Consider the following 15,072-nt stretch of genomic DNA (forward strand, 5'->3'; position numbering starts at 1 on the left):
AAATAAGCATTTACTATCCTCAATAATTATACGTATAACTTCTGATAATAATGCATTTTAATCAAACTAACAATTACAAAAGAAATATTTTGGTAGTAGATGATACGCCAGATAATTTACGGCTTTTATCAGCGATGTTGACTGCACAAGGTTTTGAAGTTCGCAAAGCCTTAAACGGTAAAATGGCACTGACTGCATGTCAAATGGTTCTGCCTGATGTAATTTTGCTGGATATCAACATGCCAGGGATGGATGGTTATGAAGTTTGTCAACAACTGAAAGCTGACGAGAAAACTTGCGAAGTTCCAGTAATTTTTATTAGTGCCCTAGATGATGTTGTAGATAAGGTAAAAGCTTTTGATGTTGGTGGTGTAGATTATATTGCCAAACCGTTTCATGGGGCAGAGGTGGTATTGCGAATTGAAAATCAGATTAATTTACGTTTGCTCCAAGTTAAACTACAAGAAAAAAACTTTTTACTCCAACAGGCTTTAGATAATTTGCAAGCCTCTCAAGTTCAACAAATTCAGAACGAAAAGATGGTGGCGTTGGGACAGTTAGTAGCTGGGCTGGCTCATGAGATTAACAATCCGATCAGTTTTATTTATGGGAATCTCCAATATGCTGGTCAATATGTAGAAGACCTAGTAAATATGATCGAGGTCTATCAACAGGAATATCCCAAACCCACACCAAAAATTCAGGCAATAGCCAAAGATATAGACCTGAATTTTATGATTAAGGATCTACAAAATCTGATAAGTGCAATGTATAGAGGCTCCGATCGAATTCGGGAAATTGTACTGGCGCTACAACACTTCTCTCGGCACGATGAAGCAGAGATGAAGCGGGTAAATATCCATGAAGACATTGAAAATACTTTGGTGATGTTACAACATCGGCTCAGAGAAACAGCCGAACGATCGGCAATTATTATAGTGAAAGATTATGGTAATTTGCCCCTAGTAACTTGTTACGCGAGTGAACTCAATCAAGTATTTATGCATTTGTTGAATAATGCTATTGATGCAATAGAAGAGGGAGTGGAAAATAAATCTTCTACTTCCTACTCCCTACTTTCCACGCCCCAAATTCGGATTCATACAGAGGTGACAGACTTAAATATGGTCAAAATTGCGATCGCAGATAATGGTCTTGGTATTGAAGAATCATTGCGATCGCGTTTATTTGATCCATTTTTTACCACAAAACCTGTGGGTAAAGGTAGTGGGCTAGGATTATCCATTAGCTATCAGATTATCGTCCAAAAACACCGAGGAAATATTACCTGTAACTCATCTGTTGGCAAAGGAGCAGAATTTGCGATCGAAATTCCCATAGAGCAACCTGAGGTTTTATTGCAGGTTTGAAGGGATTGGGGATTGGGACTGGGGACTGGGGACAAAGGACAAGGGGATAAGGGACTGGGGACTGGGAGACAAGGGGACAAGGAGAATAACCTATGCCCAATCCCCAATCCCCAGTCCCCAGTCCCCGATAAAATCTAATTAATCAACAATTCTGGTGCTACTAATCCTTTTTGGATAGCTAAAACTGCGGCTTGAGTGCGATCGCGTACTTCTAGTTTCTGTAAAATAGCATGAACGTGAACCCGCACTGTACCAGGGGCAATGTAGAGAATTTCAGCAATTTCTTGATTGCTTTTGCCAGCTGCTACTAGTGCCAAAATTTCTTGTTCGCGCTTCGTTAAGGGATTTTCTAAGGATTCCTCAGTTTTTGCGGACTGCATCGCCATCGAATTGCCCTCAAAAGCGGCTCTAATTTCTGTGGTTGCCGTTTGATCCCACCAAGAAGCGCCCGCCGCAACCGATCGCACCGCCAATATTAGAGACTCAGCAGGAATACCTTTTAAACAATAACCTTGGGCCCCAGCAGCAATTAACCGCGAAATCAGGGGCTTTTCAGAACGAGATGTTAAAACGAGAATTGGTAAATTTGGGTGCTTCTGCTTAATTTGGCGACAAGCCTCAATCCCGCCAATTCCCGGTAAACCTATATCCAACAAGACCAAATCCAGAGGATAGCGATTTGCTAATTCTACAGCTTGTTCCCCATCTTCTGCTTCTGCGACAATCTCCAAACTGGTTTCTTGTTGCAACCGCATCCGCAAACCAAGCCGAAATAATTCATCATCTTCAACGAGTAAGATTTTTGTCATTAGTAATTGGGGACTGGGGATTGGGCATTGGGTATTGGGCATTGGGAAAGAGAAAGCAGATCGCGCAGCGTGTCGTAGACAAGGCAAGAGTTTTTTAATTTTTAATTTTTAATTGATTTCTCAACTCCCCGGCGGTGGACAAGCAGGGAGTCGGAAACCAAAGAGTGCGCCGCGTGGTGAGCGATTCTCTGCCCAAATTGTACCCCCATGAGCAGCTATAATTTGCCTGGTCAAATAAAGCCCTAGTCCAGAACCGGAGACGTGGCGATCGCTATTTCCTTGATAAAATCTCTCAAATAAGTGGGGTAATTCTTTTTCGGTAATGCCGGAACCAGTATCGAGTATTTTTACCACTTGATCGCTAGAATAACCTTCAAATACTATTTCCACTTTACCGCCACGAGGAGTATGGTTAATGCCATTACTCAGGAGATTGGTGAAAACTCGCCCAAGTTGCAAAGAATCGCCGTTTACCCAGAGAAAACTCCGAAAATCTGATTCACCATAGTGCAGAGAAATATAAACCTGGCGTGTTCTCGCTAGTTCACTCAGGGTAGCGATGATCTCCTCTGCTACTGTCACTAAATTAACGGGTGATATCTGGAGTTTTAGCCCTTCGGCATCATTGCGGTACACATCTAAAAGAGTTTGGACTAATTGCAGTGTACTCCGATGACTACGAGCCATTGTTTGCAAGACTTTTGCTTGCATGGGCGTGATTTCACCAAATTGCTCATTTTGAAAATATTTCAGCGTTTCAATTGCTCCTAATAGGGGTGTTTTCAAATCATGCGTTAGGGTAGAAACGAAATCTTCACGCATAATCGCTAGTTGTTCTTGAGAGCGTAATTGTGCTTGAGTATAAGCGATCGCTTCTTCATGACGGTGGTTGCGATCGCTTAACCAACCTGTTACCACCAACGCTAATACTGCAATCAATCTATTTGCCACCGTTGGGAGAGAAATTATTTCTCCTCCTGGGATAAACAAATTCAATAATGTTAATCCTGTAGCGGCAAGAGTGATGCCCAAAACTGCTCTCCGATTCAATCGGGAATCTGCTAACAAAATTGTCCCTGTGTAGAGATAGCCAAATACATACTCAGGGGGTGTCAAATATTCCAGCACTATGACAATCGCAAAGGCGATCGCTATTAGGCTATAAGTCTCCCCACGCTCATTGATAGCTTCTTTTATAATCAATAATCGACTTAACATTTATTAATTTTTAATTTTTAATTCCCCTTGGCGGTACTATAGCAATTCCATTTGATTTCTGAATCACTCGTAGAGGTAAGGGACTGAGGACTGGGGACTGGGGACTGGGAAGAAGGAATGAAGGTGTACTGAGTTTTGTTCAAAAATCAAATATGAGTCATATAGTAGTCTGTCAATAAATAATTGATGGATAAATTGTTTGTAGAGACGGCGATTTATCGCGTCTCTCTAACCGTCAAAATGAAGTTACTAGTACAACACGGTGTAAATAAACCACCCATTTCAAATCAATGAAACGCTTACGCTGTATTCATTTTTAATTTTTAATTTTTAATTCCACCTTGCGGTACTAGTTTGATTCAGGCTGCGGGAGTGTCAGAAATTGCCAAATTACCCATACTGCAAAAATTGGTGCGCCAATTGTCGCTGCTATTAATAACGGCTCTAGTCCATTTAGTAAGGTAATGATGGGAAACAAATATAACACGTCTTCAATATCAAACCCGGCGAAATTTGGTTGACGGTTAGCCTCTTTACCTGAACGCTGTTCTATTTGGTTTCGCAAATGAAAGATGCAGGCAACAGACACGCCAGAAACTATCCCCATCAGCAATGCCCACCAACCAAATCTTCCTTCCCTAAGACCGTATCCAATACACACAAATAAAAGAATATGGATGATGGCATCACTAGCAAGGTCATACTGATGTCCCCATTTGCTGGTTTTTCCACTTAAACGGGCTAATTCCCCATCTGTGTGATCTAGAAAGTTGGAGAAAGCAAACAACGCTGCTCCAATGTTAGCCCAGATAACATTGGTAACTGCATAGGTGTAGCCGGTTGTAGACATCGCGATGGCAGCCGCTAACCCAGTTACAAGCCTGACTGTGGTGAGATGATTAGGGTTTACCCAACTATCTTTTAAAGGTTTAACTAGCCTGTAAGCAAGTTGAGCATCCCAAGGCTTTGTGGTCATAGATAAACTTAGATTTGATCTGGTCTTGAAATATCATAGCGGTTCTTATTTGGATGCAACACACCGTAAAAGCCTACCCTGGCGAATGGAAATCGCCTGGTATATTTGCTGAAACTACACTCTTCGCCTCTAACGCAGCTGCAACCCGTAAAATTAATGCTTCATTATATGGTGCTGCAATCAATTGCACACCTAAAGGTAAGGTATTTTGGCGCTCAATTGGTACTGATAAAACAGGTAAACCAATGAAAGATAATGGTTGAGTAAATAGCCCTAAATGAGGACGGACAAGAATTTCTTCGCCATCCAAAATCATGGTTTGTTGACCAATTAGCGGTGCTGAAATTGGTGTGGTTGGGGCAAGAATGACATCGACATTTTGAAAAACTTCCCGCACGCGATCGCGATACCATTGTCTAAATCGTTGTGCTTGGAGATACCAGCTACTTGGAATTAACGCCCCAGCCAAAAAGCGATCGCGTGTTGCTGGATCAAAATCTTCAGGACGACTTTGCAACTGATGCAAATGCAGATTTGCACCCTCGCTAGCTGTAATCACAAAAGCTGCTGCACGGGCGCGGTGCGTTTCTGGTATGGTTACATATTCAGTGACATTTAAAGCATCGGCTACTTTTTGGACTGCTGCTAAAGCTTCGGGTTCTGCACCTTTAACAAAGTAATCAGCTGCAATGGCAATTCTGATATTAGAAATATCTTGTTTAAGTTGTGGTAAAACCAATTCAGGCGGACGCTTTGTACAAACTGGATCGCGATCGTCTTCTCCCTGAAGCACATCAAACACCGTAGCGATATCTTGCACCGAACGCGCCAAAGGGCCAATGTGGTCAAAACTGCTAGAAAATAAAGCTACCCCAGCACGAGATAATCTTCCGTAAGTCGGCTTAAAACCAAAAACACCACACAACGCCGCCGGAACCCGAATTGAACCATTAGTATCAGAACCCAATGTCAACGGTACTAACCCAGCCGCAACCGCCGCCGCCGAACCACCCGATGAACCACCAGCAACTCGCTGTAAATCATGGGGGTTGTGAGTAGTACCGTAATGGGAGTTTTCCGTGACAAACCCATAAGCGTACTCATCCATATTCAAAGCGCCAACTAGCACAGCACCCGCTTGTTTCAGCTTGGCTACTGCGGTTGCGTCAAGGCTTGCTACTGGATTTTCTGCATTGATTTTCGATCCCGCCAGAGTCGTTAACCCAGCAATATCAAAGAGATTTTTCACCGCAAAAGGTACACCAGCAAGTATTCCAGGATGATTACCTTGGGCAATTTCTCTATCAATACGTGCTGCATCTGTTAAAGCTGTCTCAGCAGTCACAGCCGTAAAACAGTTGAGTTGATTATCCCCTGCTGCGATTCTTGCTAACGCAACCTTGGTAACTTCCACCGCACTAACTTTGCCTTCACGCACAGCAGCAGCTATTGATACAGCATCATTCATGGTTGAAAAACTGGTGCAACTTCAACATCCTCTGGTAAAGGGAAAGAATTTACAAGATTAGCGATCGCCTTAATTCTCTCAAAATTTGCCACCACCCCATCACGATACTCATCTCTTATTTCTAAATCCAACAACAACCCCATTTGATCAACATACTCACCCACATCAAACCCTTCTCTTCTCATCTCTCTTCCTTTGCGTCCTCTGTGCCTCTGCGGTTAGTTATTCTAAACTAATAACTTCTTGCGACAACTGAAATGCGATTAATCTTATACAGTAAACCCGGCTGTCATTTATGTGAAGGCTTGCAAGAAAAGCTAGAACAAATCCAAAATCTCAGTTTCGAGTTGGAAGTTAGAGATATTACAACTCGTGAAGATTGGTTTGCTACGTATGAGTATGAAGTGCCGGTACTTTATTTATCGAACCGCCATCGCGCAGCGTCTCGCAGAGAAGACGCAGAGGACGCGGAGGGGAGTGAGAAATTATTGCCGCGTCCTTCTCCTCGTGCTAGTGTGCAGCAGTTGGAGCAAATGTTGCGTAAGTATTTAGCCAATTAGAAAAAAATAATGCACAATAAGCGCAAGACAAACATGTTAACGAAAAAGAAAAGGATACAGAGCAACTGAGTTTATTGATTGGGCTTGTTAATTTTGAATTTTGAATTTTTAATTCGGAACGAAGCGACGTGACGAGGTTCACAAAATGAAATTGCGGGAATTACTAACAGCGGTAGACAGTGTTGAGCAATTACCTAGCCATCCGATAGAGGATGTGGAAGTTAGGGGTTTAAAGACGAATTCTCATGCTTGTCGTGTGGGAGATTTATTTATTGGGATGCCAGGAACGCGGGTTGATGGTGGGGAATTTTGGCAAAGTGCGATCGCATCTGGGGCTGTTGCTGCGATCGTCTCTCCTGAAGCGGCACAAAAAAATCCTCCCACAAATGAGGCTGTAGTTATCAGTGCCAGTAACATAACTCAAGCTTGTGCCCAAATAGCCAGTGCTTTTTACGGCTATCCAGGACGCAAACTCAAGTTGGTGGGCGTGACTGGTACAAATGGTAAAACTACAACTACTCATCTAATCGAATTTCTGCTCATCAAAGCTAATTTAGCGACAGCTTTGATGGGAACTCTCTACACTCGTTGGGCAGGTTTTGAGCAAACTGCTGCCCACACTACACCCTTTGCAGTGGAATTGCAACAGCAGTTAGCAGAGGCCGTAAAGGCTGGTAGTGAGTTCGGGGTGATGGAAGTAAGTTCACACGCTTTGGCTCAAGGTAGAGTATTGGGGTGTGAATTTGAGGTAGCGGTGTTTAGTAATCTTACCCAAGACCATCTCGACTATCACAGCGATATGGAAGATTATTTTGCGGCCAAAGCCTTGTTGTTTAGCCCGAATTATCTCAAGGGACGGGCAATAATTAATGCTGATGATGCCTACGGGAAACGGTTAATTGCTTCGTTAGATTCTGAGCGTGTTTGGAGTTACAGCGTCAACGACAACAGCGCTGATTTATGGATGAGTGATTTAAATTACCAGCCCAATGGTGTCAGTGGGACATTACATACACCAAAAGGTGAGGTGGCTTTTCGATCGCCCCTAGTCGGACAATATAATTTAGAAAATCTTCTCGCAGCCGTCGGAGCAGTTTTACACTTAGGGCTAGATTTACAGTTGGTGGCATCTGTAATACCTGAGTTTCCCGGAGTTCCCGGACGGATGGAACGGGTACAAATTAATACCGAGCAAGATATTAGCGTGATTGTGGATTATGCCCACACACCCGATAGCTTAGAAAATTTACTGAAAGCTGCACGTCCGTTTATACCGGGTAAAGTGATTTGTGTATTTGGTTGTGGAGGTGATCGCGATCGCACCAAGCGCCCAAAAATGGGTAAAATTGCCGCTGAGTTAGCTGATGTAGCAGTAGTGACATCAGATAATCCCCGGACTGAAGACCCAGAAAGGATTTTGCAAGATATTTTAGCGGGAATAGCTGACACAGTACAGCCAACTGTAATTTGCGATCGAGCGATCGCAATTCGTACCGCTATTTTACAAGCAGAACCCGGTGATGGAGTATTGCTTGCCGGTAAAGGTCACGAAGATTATCAAATTCTCGGCACTGAAAAAATCCATTTTGACGACCGAGAACACGCACGCAATGCTTTACACGAAAGACTGAAAATATAACAAATTGGGCATGGGGCATGGGGACTGACAAATAACAAAATATTCAATTAACTCTTGTGGGGTGGGCATCTTGCCCGCCCTAATGATGCAAGTTAAATGTGGAACAGCTTAATCAGCATTTCAGAGATTGTACGGATAAGGATTATGCAATTAATGGAGTGAAATCCTAGCTGGAGTTATGATAAAAGCACTTTTTTGGGGCTGTGAAATTTCTACACTTACCCTTTGGTGCATTTGAGATACAGGAACCTAGCTAGAAGGGGGTTCAGCAAAGAAAATTGTTTCGTCTCGTGGCTGTTCTCCGCCAATGCGTTCGACTTTTCGCTGACAACAGCCACAGAGAAAATAAAAGCGAACGCTGTCTGTGTCGGGTTTAATCAATTTTGCTAAACGCGATCGCAGTTTAGCATACTGAGTGGAAGTGATATCACACTCAAATACACTCAGTTGCATCCATTGTCCATAAGACTTAAGAATCGAATGGATTTTAGTCCGACGCTTATCTTCTGGAATGTCGTAGCTGACAACAATATACATGGGAATGGGACAAATAATTACTAATTCGTAATTCGTAATTCGTAATTGAAAGATACAGATTTGAGAACTGAGGAGGTTTATTTGAGAATTAAGGGGGGATATTTATCGATTTGGTTCATGAGGTATTTAGCCAGTAACCTAGCTTGAATTTCAAAAGCTTCTTGGTAGGTGCATTTGTTTCCTAAAACTGGATGTTTGAAACTCGATAGTTTCTTTTGTTGATAGGCGCGAAGAAATGTATGCAATCCTTCTTTGGTTAAAGACACAGCACCACTGAGCGGTTCGGTGGTAAAATCAGTTAGGGTGAGCGATCGCTTGTTAATCTGCGACAACACTACAGCATCCACTATTAAAGGACGAAACTCTTCCATCAAGTCTAAGGCTAGAGAAGGTCTACCATAACGCTCGACGTGTAAGTATCCTAGATAGGGATCGAAGCCAACAATATTTAAAGCACTTTGCACATCATGACGTAGCAATGAATACCCAAAACTCAGTAGGGCATTAACCGGATCGGTTGGTGGGCGGCGGCGTCTGGCTTCAAATCGAAATTCTGAGGTTTTGATTAGCTGTTGAAAGGAACCGAAATAGGCTGCGCTACCAGCACCTTCTAAGCCTCTGAGGGAATCAATACTGCTAGTTTTTTCAATTGGTGCGATCGCGTTTTCCAATCGAGTGATGTTATTATTCAGGTCAGTATCAGGATGTTCTCGTTGAGTGCGAAGTAAGGTATGGCGGTAATTTTTCAATTTACCCCGCACAAATCCCCTAACTAAATGTATTGCTGGTTCTGATTCTCCCACAGCTTGCCATTGGGCTTTACGAACAAAGATATTTTTAGTAGCTTCTGGTTCTAAACGTCCTAAATATCGTCCGTTTTGTGTGAGAAATGTTAAACAAATGTGACGTTCTAAAAGTTCACTAACGACGGCGGGAGAAATAGTAGCCCTTCCTAGTACTACAATTCCTTCTATTTTAATTAAAGGGATATCTAAGATTGTTTTTTGTTCAGCTTTGACGGTGAGACGTTCGTCAACTTTACCGATGAAAGCATCGGCTTGTGTTACGTAAAGTGTTCCCATTTTTGATGATTCCTAGTAATAATTGGGGCTGAAGTCAATAGAATTTGCTAAGACGATGTTTGAAAAGTATTAGCGAATAGAATTCGCTGCTACACAAGCAAAGTCCACCTCCGTGGACTAATAATCAAGGTGTTTTCTAACCCACGTTCGCGTAGCGTTCCGTAGGAAAGGTGAGTTTTGTCTGTGTAGCCGCAACTTCTAGTCGCCAAGGCTAGTAATAAATTGGATGATTTAATTCACTTCTTGATAAGTTTTGACTTTATCGGTTGCTTTGGGCAAACATTGCGAATAAAGACTGCATCCTTGGCAGCGTTTGCTATAAACTGGTTTTGGCATTGCTCCTGTTTCTAGGAGATTTGTAACAGATTTAATAGTAGCGATCGCACTTTGCCGTAATTCTGCATTAATCTCTACTAATTGCCGTTGATGGGAGTGGGCATAATAAATATATCCAGTAGTAACAGATTGTCCTGTCATCTCTTCTAAACATAAGGCTTGGGCGCAAACTTGCAACTCATCGTTATCCCATTCGCCTTTGCGTCCCCGTTTGTATTCCACTGGATAAAGTTGACCTGATTGTTCTTCAATTAAATCAGATTTGCCGATGAGTTTATATAGCTCAGACTTCAGCCAAATTGCCCGAATCTGCCAAGTTTCTCCTCGCTGTATATCGCTTGTGGTGTGGACGCGATCGTGTAAAGTTGTGCCTTCAATTGTGTATTGATTATCGGTAAACTCCCCGGCACAAAACATCCGCCAACACCGATGCGGACAATAGGCATATTGATTCAATGCCGCAATGGAAATATATTCGGTTTGATTCATAATTGAGGTGGTTTTTAAATGATTATTAGAATTATGGAGAATATAGCCGTCGTGTCATTCCCATTCCCATAGTTGTTTTACGACCGATTCCTGCATACAAAGCAAAATCAGCTAAAGCATTAAGTTGTTTAATTTGTATTGGTTCAATTTGTCCCAAAATCTTGTAGTTAACTTCGCCAATAATGCCAATAAATTTGCTGCGAGAATCAGCTAATATTTCTGTGTGAATGTTGACAAATGAGGGAAATATTGATTCGATCGCAATCTGAGGAAATTCTATACCACTGTATTTATTCCACCGCGAAAGTAGGGAATTAAACACAGATTCTCTGGTAGGAAGGGTACTATCATACTGTCCTTGGCGGAAGGCGGTAGGCGTGGAGAAGCTAAGGTTAATGGAAGAATTGCGCTCGCTAGCTTCTTCGTATAATTGAGCATAAGTACTGGCATTTGCCCAAGGTTGAATAGATTGGGGTGTGCCTTGAATGCTGGTAATATACAAATCAGCTGGGCCAAGATGCCAAGGGCGATTGGGATTAAGATTTAGCCACAGTTGGGTAAGTTTGCTAAAGAGTGTGTCATCTAATAAGGAGATGCGCCACCAACAAGGAGTACCGGCGGGAATGGGTTGTTGATGTGAGTATTGCAATTTAGATCCCCCTTTACCACCCTTCAAAAGGGGGGAATTAATTTGTAAGGGAGAGAGGGTGAAAGCTTTATCTGCGGTAGAATCGTGCAAGCGATCGCCCAAACTTTGATCTACAGAACTAACAAGGGTTAAAAATAGGGCGTGGAGATGTCTACCTGTAAGATACTGTGGCGGAATGGGCGATTGAGGTAGCAAATTCAACACTAAACTATGAGGCATACTTTCTCTTTTTGGTTGTAGACTGAGTGCTTCTTGACTCTACAGTAAACTCAGGAATTTCCTGGAGTTCAACTTCACTCAAACTATACTGTTCACAAACTAAACTTAGGCGATTTCCTAGGGTTTTGACAGCGTTAACCGAATGGGTTAAATCACCTTGAAAATAAACTAAAGTATTGAATTGGGGCTTAACTTGCCCAAGTTGGCGTTTGTGCGATCGCAAAACCAGTTCTCCCCCTTCCATATCCGCAGGTACGCGCACATAAAGCACACTGACAACCGCAGGCGGTTCAACAGTTTTGCTATAGGAACGTAAAGAGCGATCAATATGCGGATCGACGCGGGAGCCTTCTTTGAGTTGTAAAGGATTGAGGTAAAAAGCATTACAATTCGGCTGGAGAGCCAAATCAAGGTAAGGTTTGAAGTAGGGAAACTGCTGTTCCACTTTTGCTAATCCAGAACGCTGAAATACTACAGAAAATCCTTTAGTGGCGACAAAATCGCGGTTGAGGTTGTTGATAGCAAAGTAAGGACAAGCTTGGATTTCTCCCCACAAGTTGTTTAGGTAATCGCTGGGGAAGGCGTTGGTTTGTTGTTGATAGTGTTTCACTGGGGATGTGAGAGAAATATGCTTATAAATCGATGTTCTACAAATTCTCGCACCATTGGTGCGAGAATTTAATTATTTATCCCGCAATAAAAACTTCATCATCTGGAAGACGTAATTGTTTAAACTTCATTGCCATTGTTAAAATTCCTGACAAGCCTGAAAAGAATCTATATTCTTTCTCCATATCATTGCAAACAATGTTTATTGGATAAGAAATAATTCCTTGCTTGTTTAATTGAAAAATTACAGCAGCATTTGTTCTTGGGCAAATAATTACTCCTGGTAAAAGATGCCTACTCAAAGCTCGTATTAGGGGTGTGGGTCGTATTGCTCCTCCTGCACTGCGGATAATTTGACAATTTTTAAAAGCTGTTAGTTTGTTCAACTCTGTACTGATAAGTTCTTGCCAGTTATCAGTGTAGCGTAATTCAAAACTCAATTGATAAGTTTCAGTAGCGCGACTAGTGACTTCAATATAATCACCATTTTGGACAAATTCGTAATAGCGTAATAGGTGAAAAGGATCTAGTCTTGTTTCCTCCGATTCATCTAGAATAAAACCATGAGGGTCACGAATGGAAAGACTTTCAAATAGACTAGAACGAAAACTAAATAAAGGTGCATAGCTTGTACTAAAAACTTCAGCAAATTCTTTTAACTCAGCTAGTGCATCTTCATCTTTTTGAAATAAATCTATGTATTCGTCTAAAGTTGTACGTCCAGCCTGTAAATCATCCCAATCTTCAGGAAATTTAGCTTTGATAAAACTTCTGACAAAAGCCTGGCCACCTTTGATATACTTCCAATCCTTTTTGATTTCTTTGGGAGTTTTTTTCGCAATAGTTTCAGCGCCTCGTAAAAGTTTCATTCTATAGCGATAATCATCCCAAGTTCTGTTTCCTTCAAAAATCGATTTTAGAGTATTGAATAACTCCAAAATCAATTTTTCTTCAGCTAAACCTTCAAGCATTTCTTCCAATTCCAACAAGGGACGGGCAATTTCTAGAAATGCTTCTGAACGCCAATAAGCTTTTAAAAAAGGCTTATCTAAGCAGGGAAGTGTTTCAAGTAAGTCTTTTAACGCTGTACGTCCCCCAGTAGTATCTAGAGAGGTTAAACCTTCTTCCCAGGCGTTAGCAGGTAAGTATACAATAGCTTCTGAATCAATATTGGTTTCAGATTTACCCAAAACACGCCCTACTCTACCAATTCTCTGCCAAAATGCGGCGCGATCGCGTGCTGAAAAAATCAACCAATCTAAATTTTGCCGTTTCGGTTGAGGATGTCTTTCAAAGTTAAATCCTACATCTACGGTGCTAGTAGCCAAAATGATTTGACTCTGCATAGCCCTTTCTCTATCTTTTTTGGGTGCAGGGCCAGTTATGCGTCCGATGTCATCACCAAGTCCTTGCTGTCGCAGCAAATCTGAGAGACGATTAATATTATCAAGAGAGTCAAGAATTACAGCACCATTTTCATTAGGTCTTTCTCGAAAACGTTGGACAACTTCTGCTGCTAACTCTGCTAACCACTCTTCCTTACTATCTGGTTTTGGTCTTAATTCCAGATTAACTGCTGTTTGTGACGGTAAAAGATTAGTATTACCTGCTTCTCCATCAATTGTTGCTATCTTCACACCAGCCTGTTTTAAATTCTGTAATGCTAATTCACAAGCTGGTTCTGGTGTCGCTGTCAGCAATACTACTTTGCGTCCGTTCTCAAAAAAGCGAAAAACGTGAGAATAAGCGAGATAAAACAGCATTCCTACTAGCTGTTTAGCATCGTAGAGGTGAAATTCATCAAAAATGACTGTCGAAAATTTGGTGTAAAAACTACTGGCGATATTACCTCTATCTAGGTTGTTATATGCAAAGAAAGTTGCATAGTAAAAGATGTCAGGATTTGTGACTAAAATGATGGGTGTATTAGCTCCAACATCAGGAAAGACTGTAGCTGGATTCCGTAATACGTTATACAGCTTTTCTCCTGAACGACTGCCGACTTTATCGTTAGACCAGCTTTTAATATCTTTAGCAGAAGCTGATTTGACGACATGAGGTAAATTAGCATCACTAACAAACTTTTTTGCTGCTTCTGTTTGCTGTTCAATTAAAGCATTAGTTGGAGCAATGTAAACAGCACTTTTATTTGGCTGATGTTTTAATACTGTTAGTCCTGCGTTGGTTTTACCTGTACCAGTTGGTGCTAAATCAAGGATAATATCTGCATCCTTAGATTGTTCAAATACATCTACTTGATGCTGAAGTGCATTCCCCATAAAAGATAGTTCATCTGGCAAAGATGCACAAGCTGAAATACTGCGCGGTTCTAATCTGATAACTAATCTTTGATTACTCATTGTTACTTTCTCTACCGCAAAAATGCAAACCTGCTGGTACAACCATTTCTCCAACTTGCCAAGCAGCACCCCGAAAACGCAGATTTTTAATGATGGGTGCAGGAGGAATAGAAATTAAATCAAACGCTAAAGCCTCTATTTGCTGTGGTAAATCAGCAGCATTTAGATAATGTTGACTTTGATATTCACCTTCTGGTAGTAAAGTTACAGGAAATTCATTAAGCACATTCACCTTGACTTTACTCATGAATTTACCAAGGCGAATATAATTTGGTAATTGGTAATTTCCAAATACCAAAGTTTGAAATTTGTTTCTGCGTTCAATCATCCGCAGTCTTCCAGTTTGCGGAAAATTACTTGGTCTAAATGAACTAGGTTTTTTACCTTGGCGTTGTAATGGTAAATCTTCCCGCGCCGTAGCAACACGGTTATTAGTCATTGCATACCAGTAAGAATCAGAAAGAGCATTGAAACGTTCAAATCTGAATGTAACTCTACCTACTGGTGAAGCTGGTAATATATAAAAATCTTGTGCGATTGGTTGTAAATCTTCTTTGTAGGTTGGTCGTCCGGTAGCCTGACCTTGGAGGCGATAGGGGGAATTTACTCTACCTAAAGCATAGGTAAGAGCATAATTCCCAATTACCCCCTCAGTGTAATAGGTATCAGACAACTCCCTAGAGGCAAAAAAGACTGGTTCAAGACAGTATAATTCAACAAGTTTTGCCTGCTGAAAAGGAATTGTTGACAT

15 protein-coding genes are annotated in these 15,072 nt (G+C 41.5%); 3 read left to right on the top strand and 12 right to left on the bottom strand.

What is annotated here, in order from left to right:
* The first annotated feature begins 50 nt into the window (after nucleotides 1-50).
* Nucleotides 51-1,370 (top strand): hybrid sensor histidine kinase/response regulator, encoded by a 1,320-nt coding sequence (locus V7L31_RS25555; protein ID WP_334698861.1) that lies wholly within the window; start codon nucleotides 51-53, stop codon nucleotides 1,368-1,370.
* Nucleotides 1,371-1,504: 134 nt separating this feature from the next.
* On the opposite strand, the gene V7L31_RS25560 is transcribed toward V7L31_RS25555, so the two are convergent.
* The 5 genes from V7L31_RS25560 to V7L31_RS25580 all read right to left on the bottom strand — a co-directional run bounded on the left by V7L31_RS25560 (nucleotide 1,505) and on the right by V7L31_RS25580 (nucleotide 6,026).
* On the bottom strand, nucleotides 1,505-2,179 hold the full coding sequence (locus tag V7L31_RS25560; protein ID WP_334698862.1) for a response regulator transcription factor: 675 nt from the start codon (nucleotides 2,177-2,179) through the stop codon (nucleotides 1,505-1,507).
* A gap of 120 nt (nucleotides 2,180-2,299) precedes the next feature.
* On the bottom strand, nucleotides 2,300-3,397 hold the full coding sequence (locus V7L31_RS25565; protein ID WP_334698863.1) for a sensor histidine kinase: 1,098 nt from the start codon (nucleotides 3,395-3,397) through the stop codon (nucleotides 2,300-2,302).
* 349 nt (nucleotides 3,398-3,746) lie between these two features.
* Complete coding sequence (locus tag V7L31_RS25570; protein ID WP_334698864.1) at nucleotides 3,747-4,373, bottom strand: CDP-alcohol phosphatidyltransferase family protein; 627 nt, start codon at nucleotides 4,371-4,373, stop codon at nucleotides 3,747-3,749.
* Nucleotides 4,374-4,446: 73 nt separating this feature from the next.
* A complete protein-coding gene (locus V7L31_RS25575) occupies nucleotides 4,447-5,841 on the bottom strand; it encodes an AtzE family amidohydrolase (protein ID WP_334698865.1) in 1,395 nt (464 codons plus the stop codon).
* Nucleotides 5,838-6,026, bottom strand: coding sequence for a DUF4089 domain-containing protein (locus V7L31_RS25580; RefSeq protein ID WP_334698866.1), 189 nt, complete (start codon nucleotides 6,024-6,026; stop codon nucleotides 5,838-5,840). The genes V7L31_RS25575 and V7L31_RS25580 overlap by 4 nt, the downstream gene beginning before the upstream one ends.
* Before the next feature lie 72 nt (nucleotides 6,027-6,098).
* On the opposite strand from V7L31_RS25580, the gene V7L31_RS25585 reads away from it, so the two are divergent.
* Nucleotides 6,099-6,401 carry a glutaredoxin family protein gene (locus V7L31_RS25585; RefSeq protein WP_334698867.1) on the top strand — a complete coding sequence of 101 codons (303 nt, stop codon included), beginning with the start codon at nucleotides 6,099-6,101 and terminating at the stop codon, nucleotides 6,399-6,401.
* Nucleotides 6,402-6,546: 145 nt separating this feature from the next.
* Nucleotides 6,547-8,040 carry a UDP-N-acetylmuramoyl-L-alanyl-D-glutamate--2,6-diaminopimelate ligase gene (locus V7L31_RS25590; RefSeq protein WP_334698868.1) on the top strand — a complete coding sequence of 498 codons (1,494 nt, stop codon included), beginning with the start codon at nucleotides 6,547-6,549 and terminating at the stop codon, nucleotides 8,038-8,040.
* A gap of 249 nt (nucleotides 8,041-8,289) precedes the next feature.
* On the opposite strand, the gene cas2 is transcribed toward V7L31_RS25590, so the two are convergent.
* The 7 genes from cas2 to cas5d form a co-directional block, all read right to left on the bottom strand.
* A complete protein-coding gene (cas2, locus tag V7L31_RS25595) occupies nucleotides 8,290-8,577 on the bottom strand; it encodes a CRISPR-associated endonuclease Cas2 (RefSeq protein WP_334698869.1) in 288 nt (95 codons plus the stop codon).
* A 77-nt stretch (nucleotides 8,578-8,654) separates the two neighbouring features.
* Nucleotides 8,655-9,659, bottom strand: coding sequence for a type I-D CRISPR-associated endonuclease Cas1d (gene cas1d / locus V7L31_RS25600; protein ID WP_334698870.1), 1,005 nt, complete (start codon nucleotides 9,657-9,659; stop codon nucleotides 8,655-8,657).
* A gap of 231 nt (nucleotides 9,660-9,890) precedes the next feature.
* Nucleotides 9,891-10,484 carry a CRISPR-associated protein Cas4 gene (gene cas4 / locus V7L31_RS25605; protein ID WP_334698871.1) on the bottom strand — a complete coding sequence of 198 codons (594 nt, stop codon included), beginning with the start codon at nucleotides 10,482-10,484 and terminating at the stop codon, nucleotides 9,891-9,893.
* A gap of 31 nt (nucleotides 10,485-10,515) precedes the next feature.
* Entirely contained in the window at nucleotides 10,516-11,352 is an 837-nt protein-coding gene (gene cas6, locus V7L31_RS25610; RefSeq protein ID WP_334698872.1) for a CRISPR-associated endoribonuclease Cas6, read from the bottom strand.
* Nucleotides 11,342-11,962 carry a 2OG-Fe(II) oxygenase gene (locus V7L31_RS25615; RefSeq protein ID WP_334698873.1) on the bottom strand — a complete coding sequence of 207 codons (621 nt, stop codon included), beginning with the start codon at nucleotides 11,960-11,962 and terminating at the stop codon, nucleotides 11,342-11,344. Before V7L31_RS25615 ends, cas6 begins: the two co-directional genes overlap by 11 nt.
* A gap of 76 nt (nucleotides 11,963-12,038) precedes the next feature.
* Nucleotides 12,039-14,321, bottom strand: coding sequence for a type I-D CRISPR-associated helicase Cas3' (cas3, locus tag V7L31_RS25620; RefSeq protein WP_334698874.1), 2,283 nt, complete (start codon nucleotides 14,319-14,321; stop codon nucleotides 12,039-12,041).
* Complete coding sequence (gene cas5d, locus V7L31_RS25625) at nucleotides 14,314-15,072, bottom strand: type I-D CRISPR-associated protein Cas5/Csc1 (RefSeq protein WP_334698875.1); 759 nt, start codon at nucleotides 15,070-15,072, stop codon at nucleotides 14,314-14,316. Before cas5d ends, cas3 begins: the two co-directional genes overlap by 8 nt.

Source organism: Nostoc sp., assembly GCF_036916655.1.
In the GTDB taxonomy this organism is placed as follows: Bacteria; Cyanobacteriota; Cyanobacteriia; order Cyanobacteriales; family Nostocaceae; genus Nostoc.

Bases quoted from the DNA above. Each gene is read 5' to 3' on its own strand.
- V7L31_RS25565 (WP_334698863.1), bottom strand. From the start codon at position 3,397: ATGTTAAGTCGATTATTGATTATAAAAGAAGCTATCAATGAGCGTGGG.
- V7L31_RS25585 (WP_334698867.1), top strand. From the start codon at position 6,099: ATGCGATTAATCTTATACAGTAAACCCGGCTGTCATTTATGTGAAGGC.
- V7L31_RS25560 (WP_334698862.1), bottom strand. From the start codon at position 2,179: ATGACAAAAATCTTACTCGTTGAAGATGATGAATTATTTCGGCTTGGT.
- cas4 (WP_334698871.1), bottom strand. From the start codon at position 10,484: ATGAATCAAACCGAATATATTTCCATTGCGGCATTGAATCAATATGCC.
- cas6 (WP_334698872.1), bottom strand. From the start codon at position 11,352: ATGCCTCATAGTTTAGTGTTGAATTTGCTACCTCAATCGCCCATTCCG.
- V7L31_RS25590 (WP_334698868.1), top strand. From the start codon at position 6,547: ATGAAATTGCGGGAATTACTAACAGCGGTAGACAGTGTTGAGCAATTA.
- cas3 (WP_334698874.1), bottom strand. From the start codon at position 14,321: ATGAGTAATCAAAGATTAGTTATCAGATTAGAACCGCGCAGTATTTCA.
- V7L31_RS25555 (WP_334698861.1), top strand. From the start codon at position 51: ATGCATTTTAATCAAACTAACAATTACAAAAGAAATATTTTGGTAGTA.
- V7L31_RS25570 (WP_334698864.1), bottom strand. From the start codon at position 4,373: ATGACCACAAAGCCTTGGGATGCTCAACTTGCTTACAGGCTAGTTAAA.
- cas5d (WP_334698875.1), bottom strand. From the start codon at position 15,072: ATGTCAACAATTCCTTTTCAGCAGGCAAAACTTGTTGAATTATACTGT.
- V7L31_RS25580 (WP_334698866.1), bottom strand. From the start codon at position 6,026: ATGAGAAGAGAAGGGTTTGATGTGGGTGAGTATGTTGATCAAATGGGG.
- V7L31_RS25575 (WP_334698865.1), bottom strand. From the start codon at position 5,841: ATGAATGATGCTGTATCAATAGCTGCTGCTGTGCGTGAAGGCAAAGTT.
- cas2 (WP_334698869.1), bottom strand. From the start codon at position 8,577: ATGTATATTGTTGTCAGCTACGACATTCCAGAAGATAAGCGTCGGACT.
- cas1d (WP_334698870.1), bottom strand. From the start codon at position 9,659: ATGGGAACACTTTACGTAACACAAGCCGATGCTTTCATCGGTAAAGTT.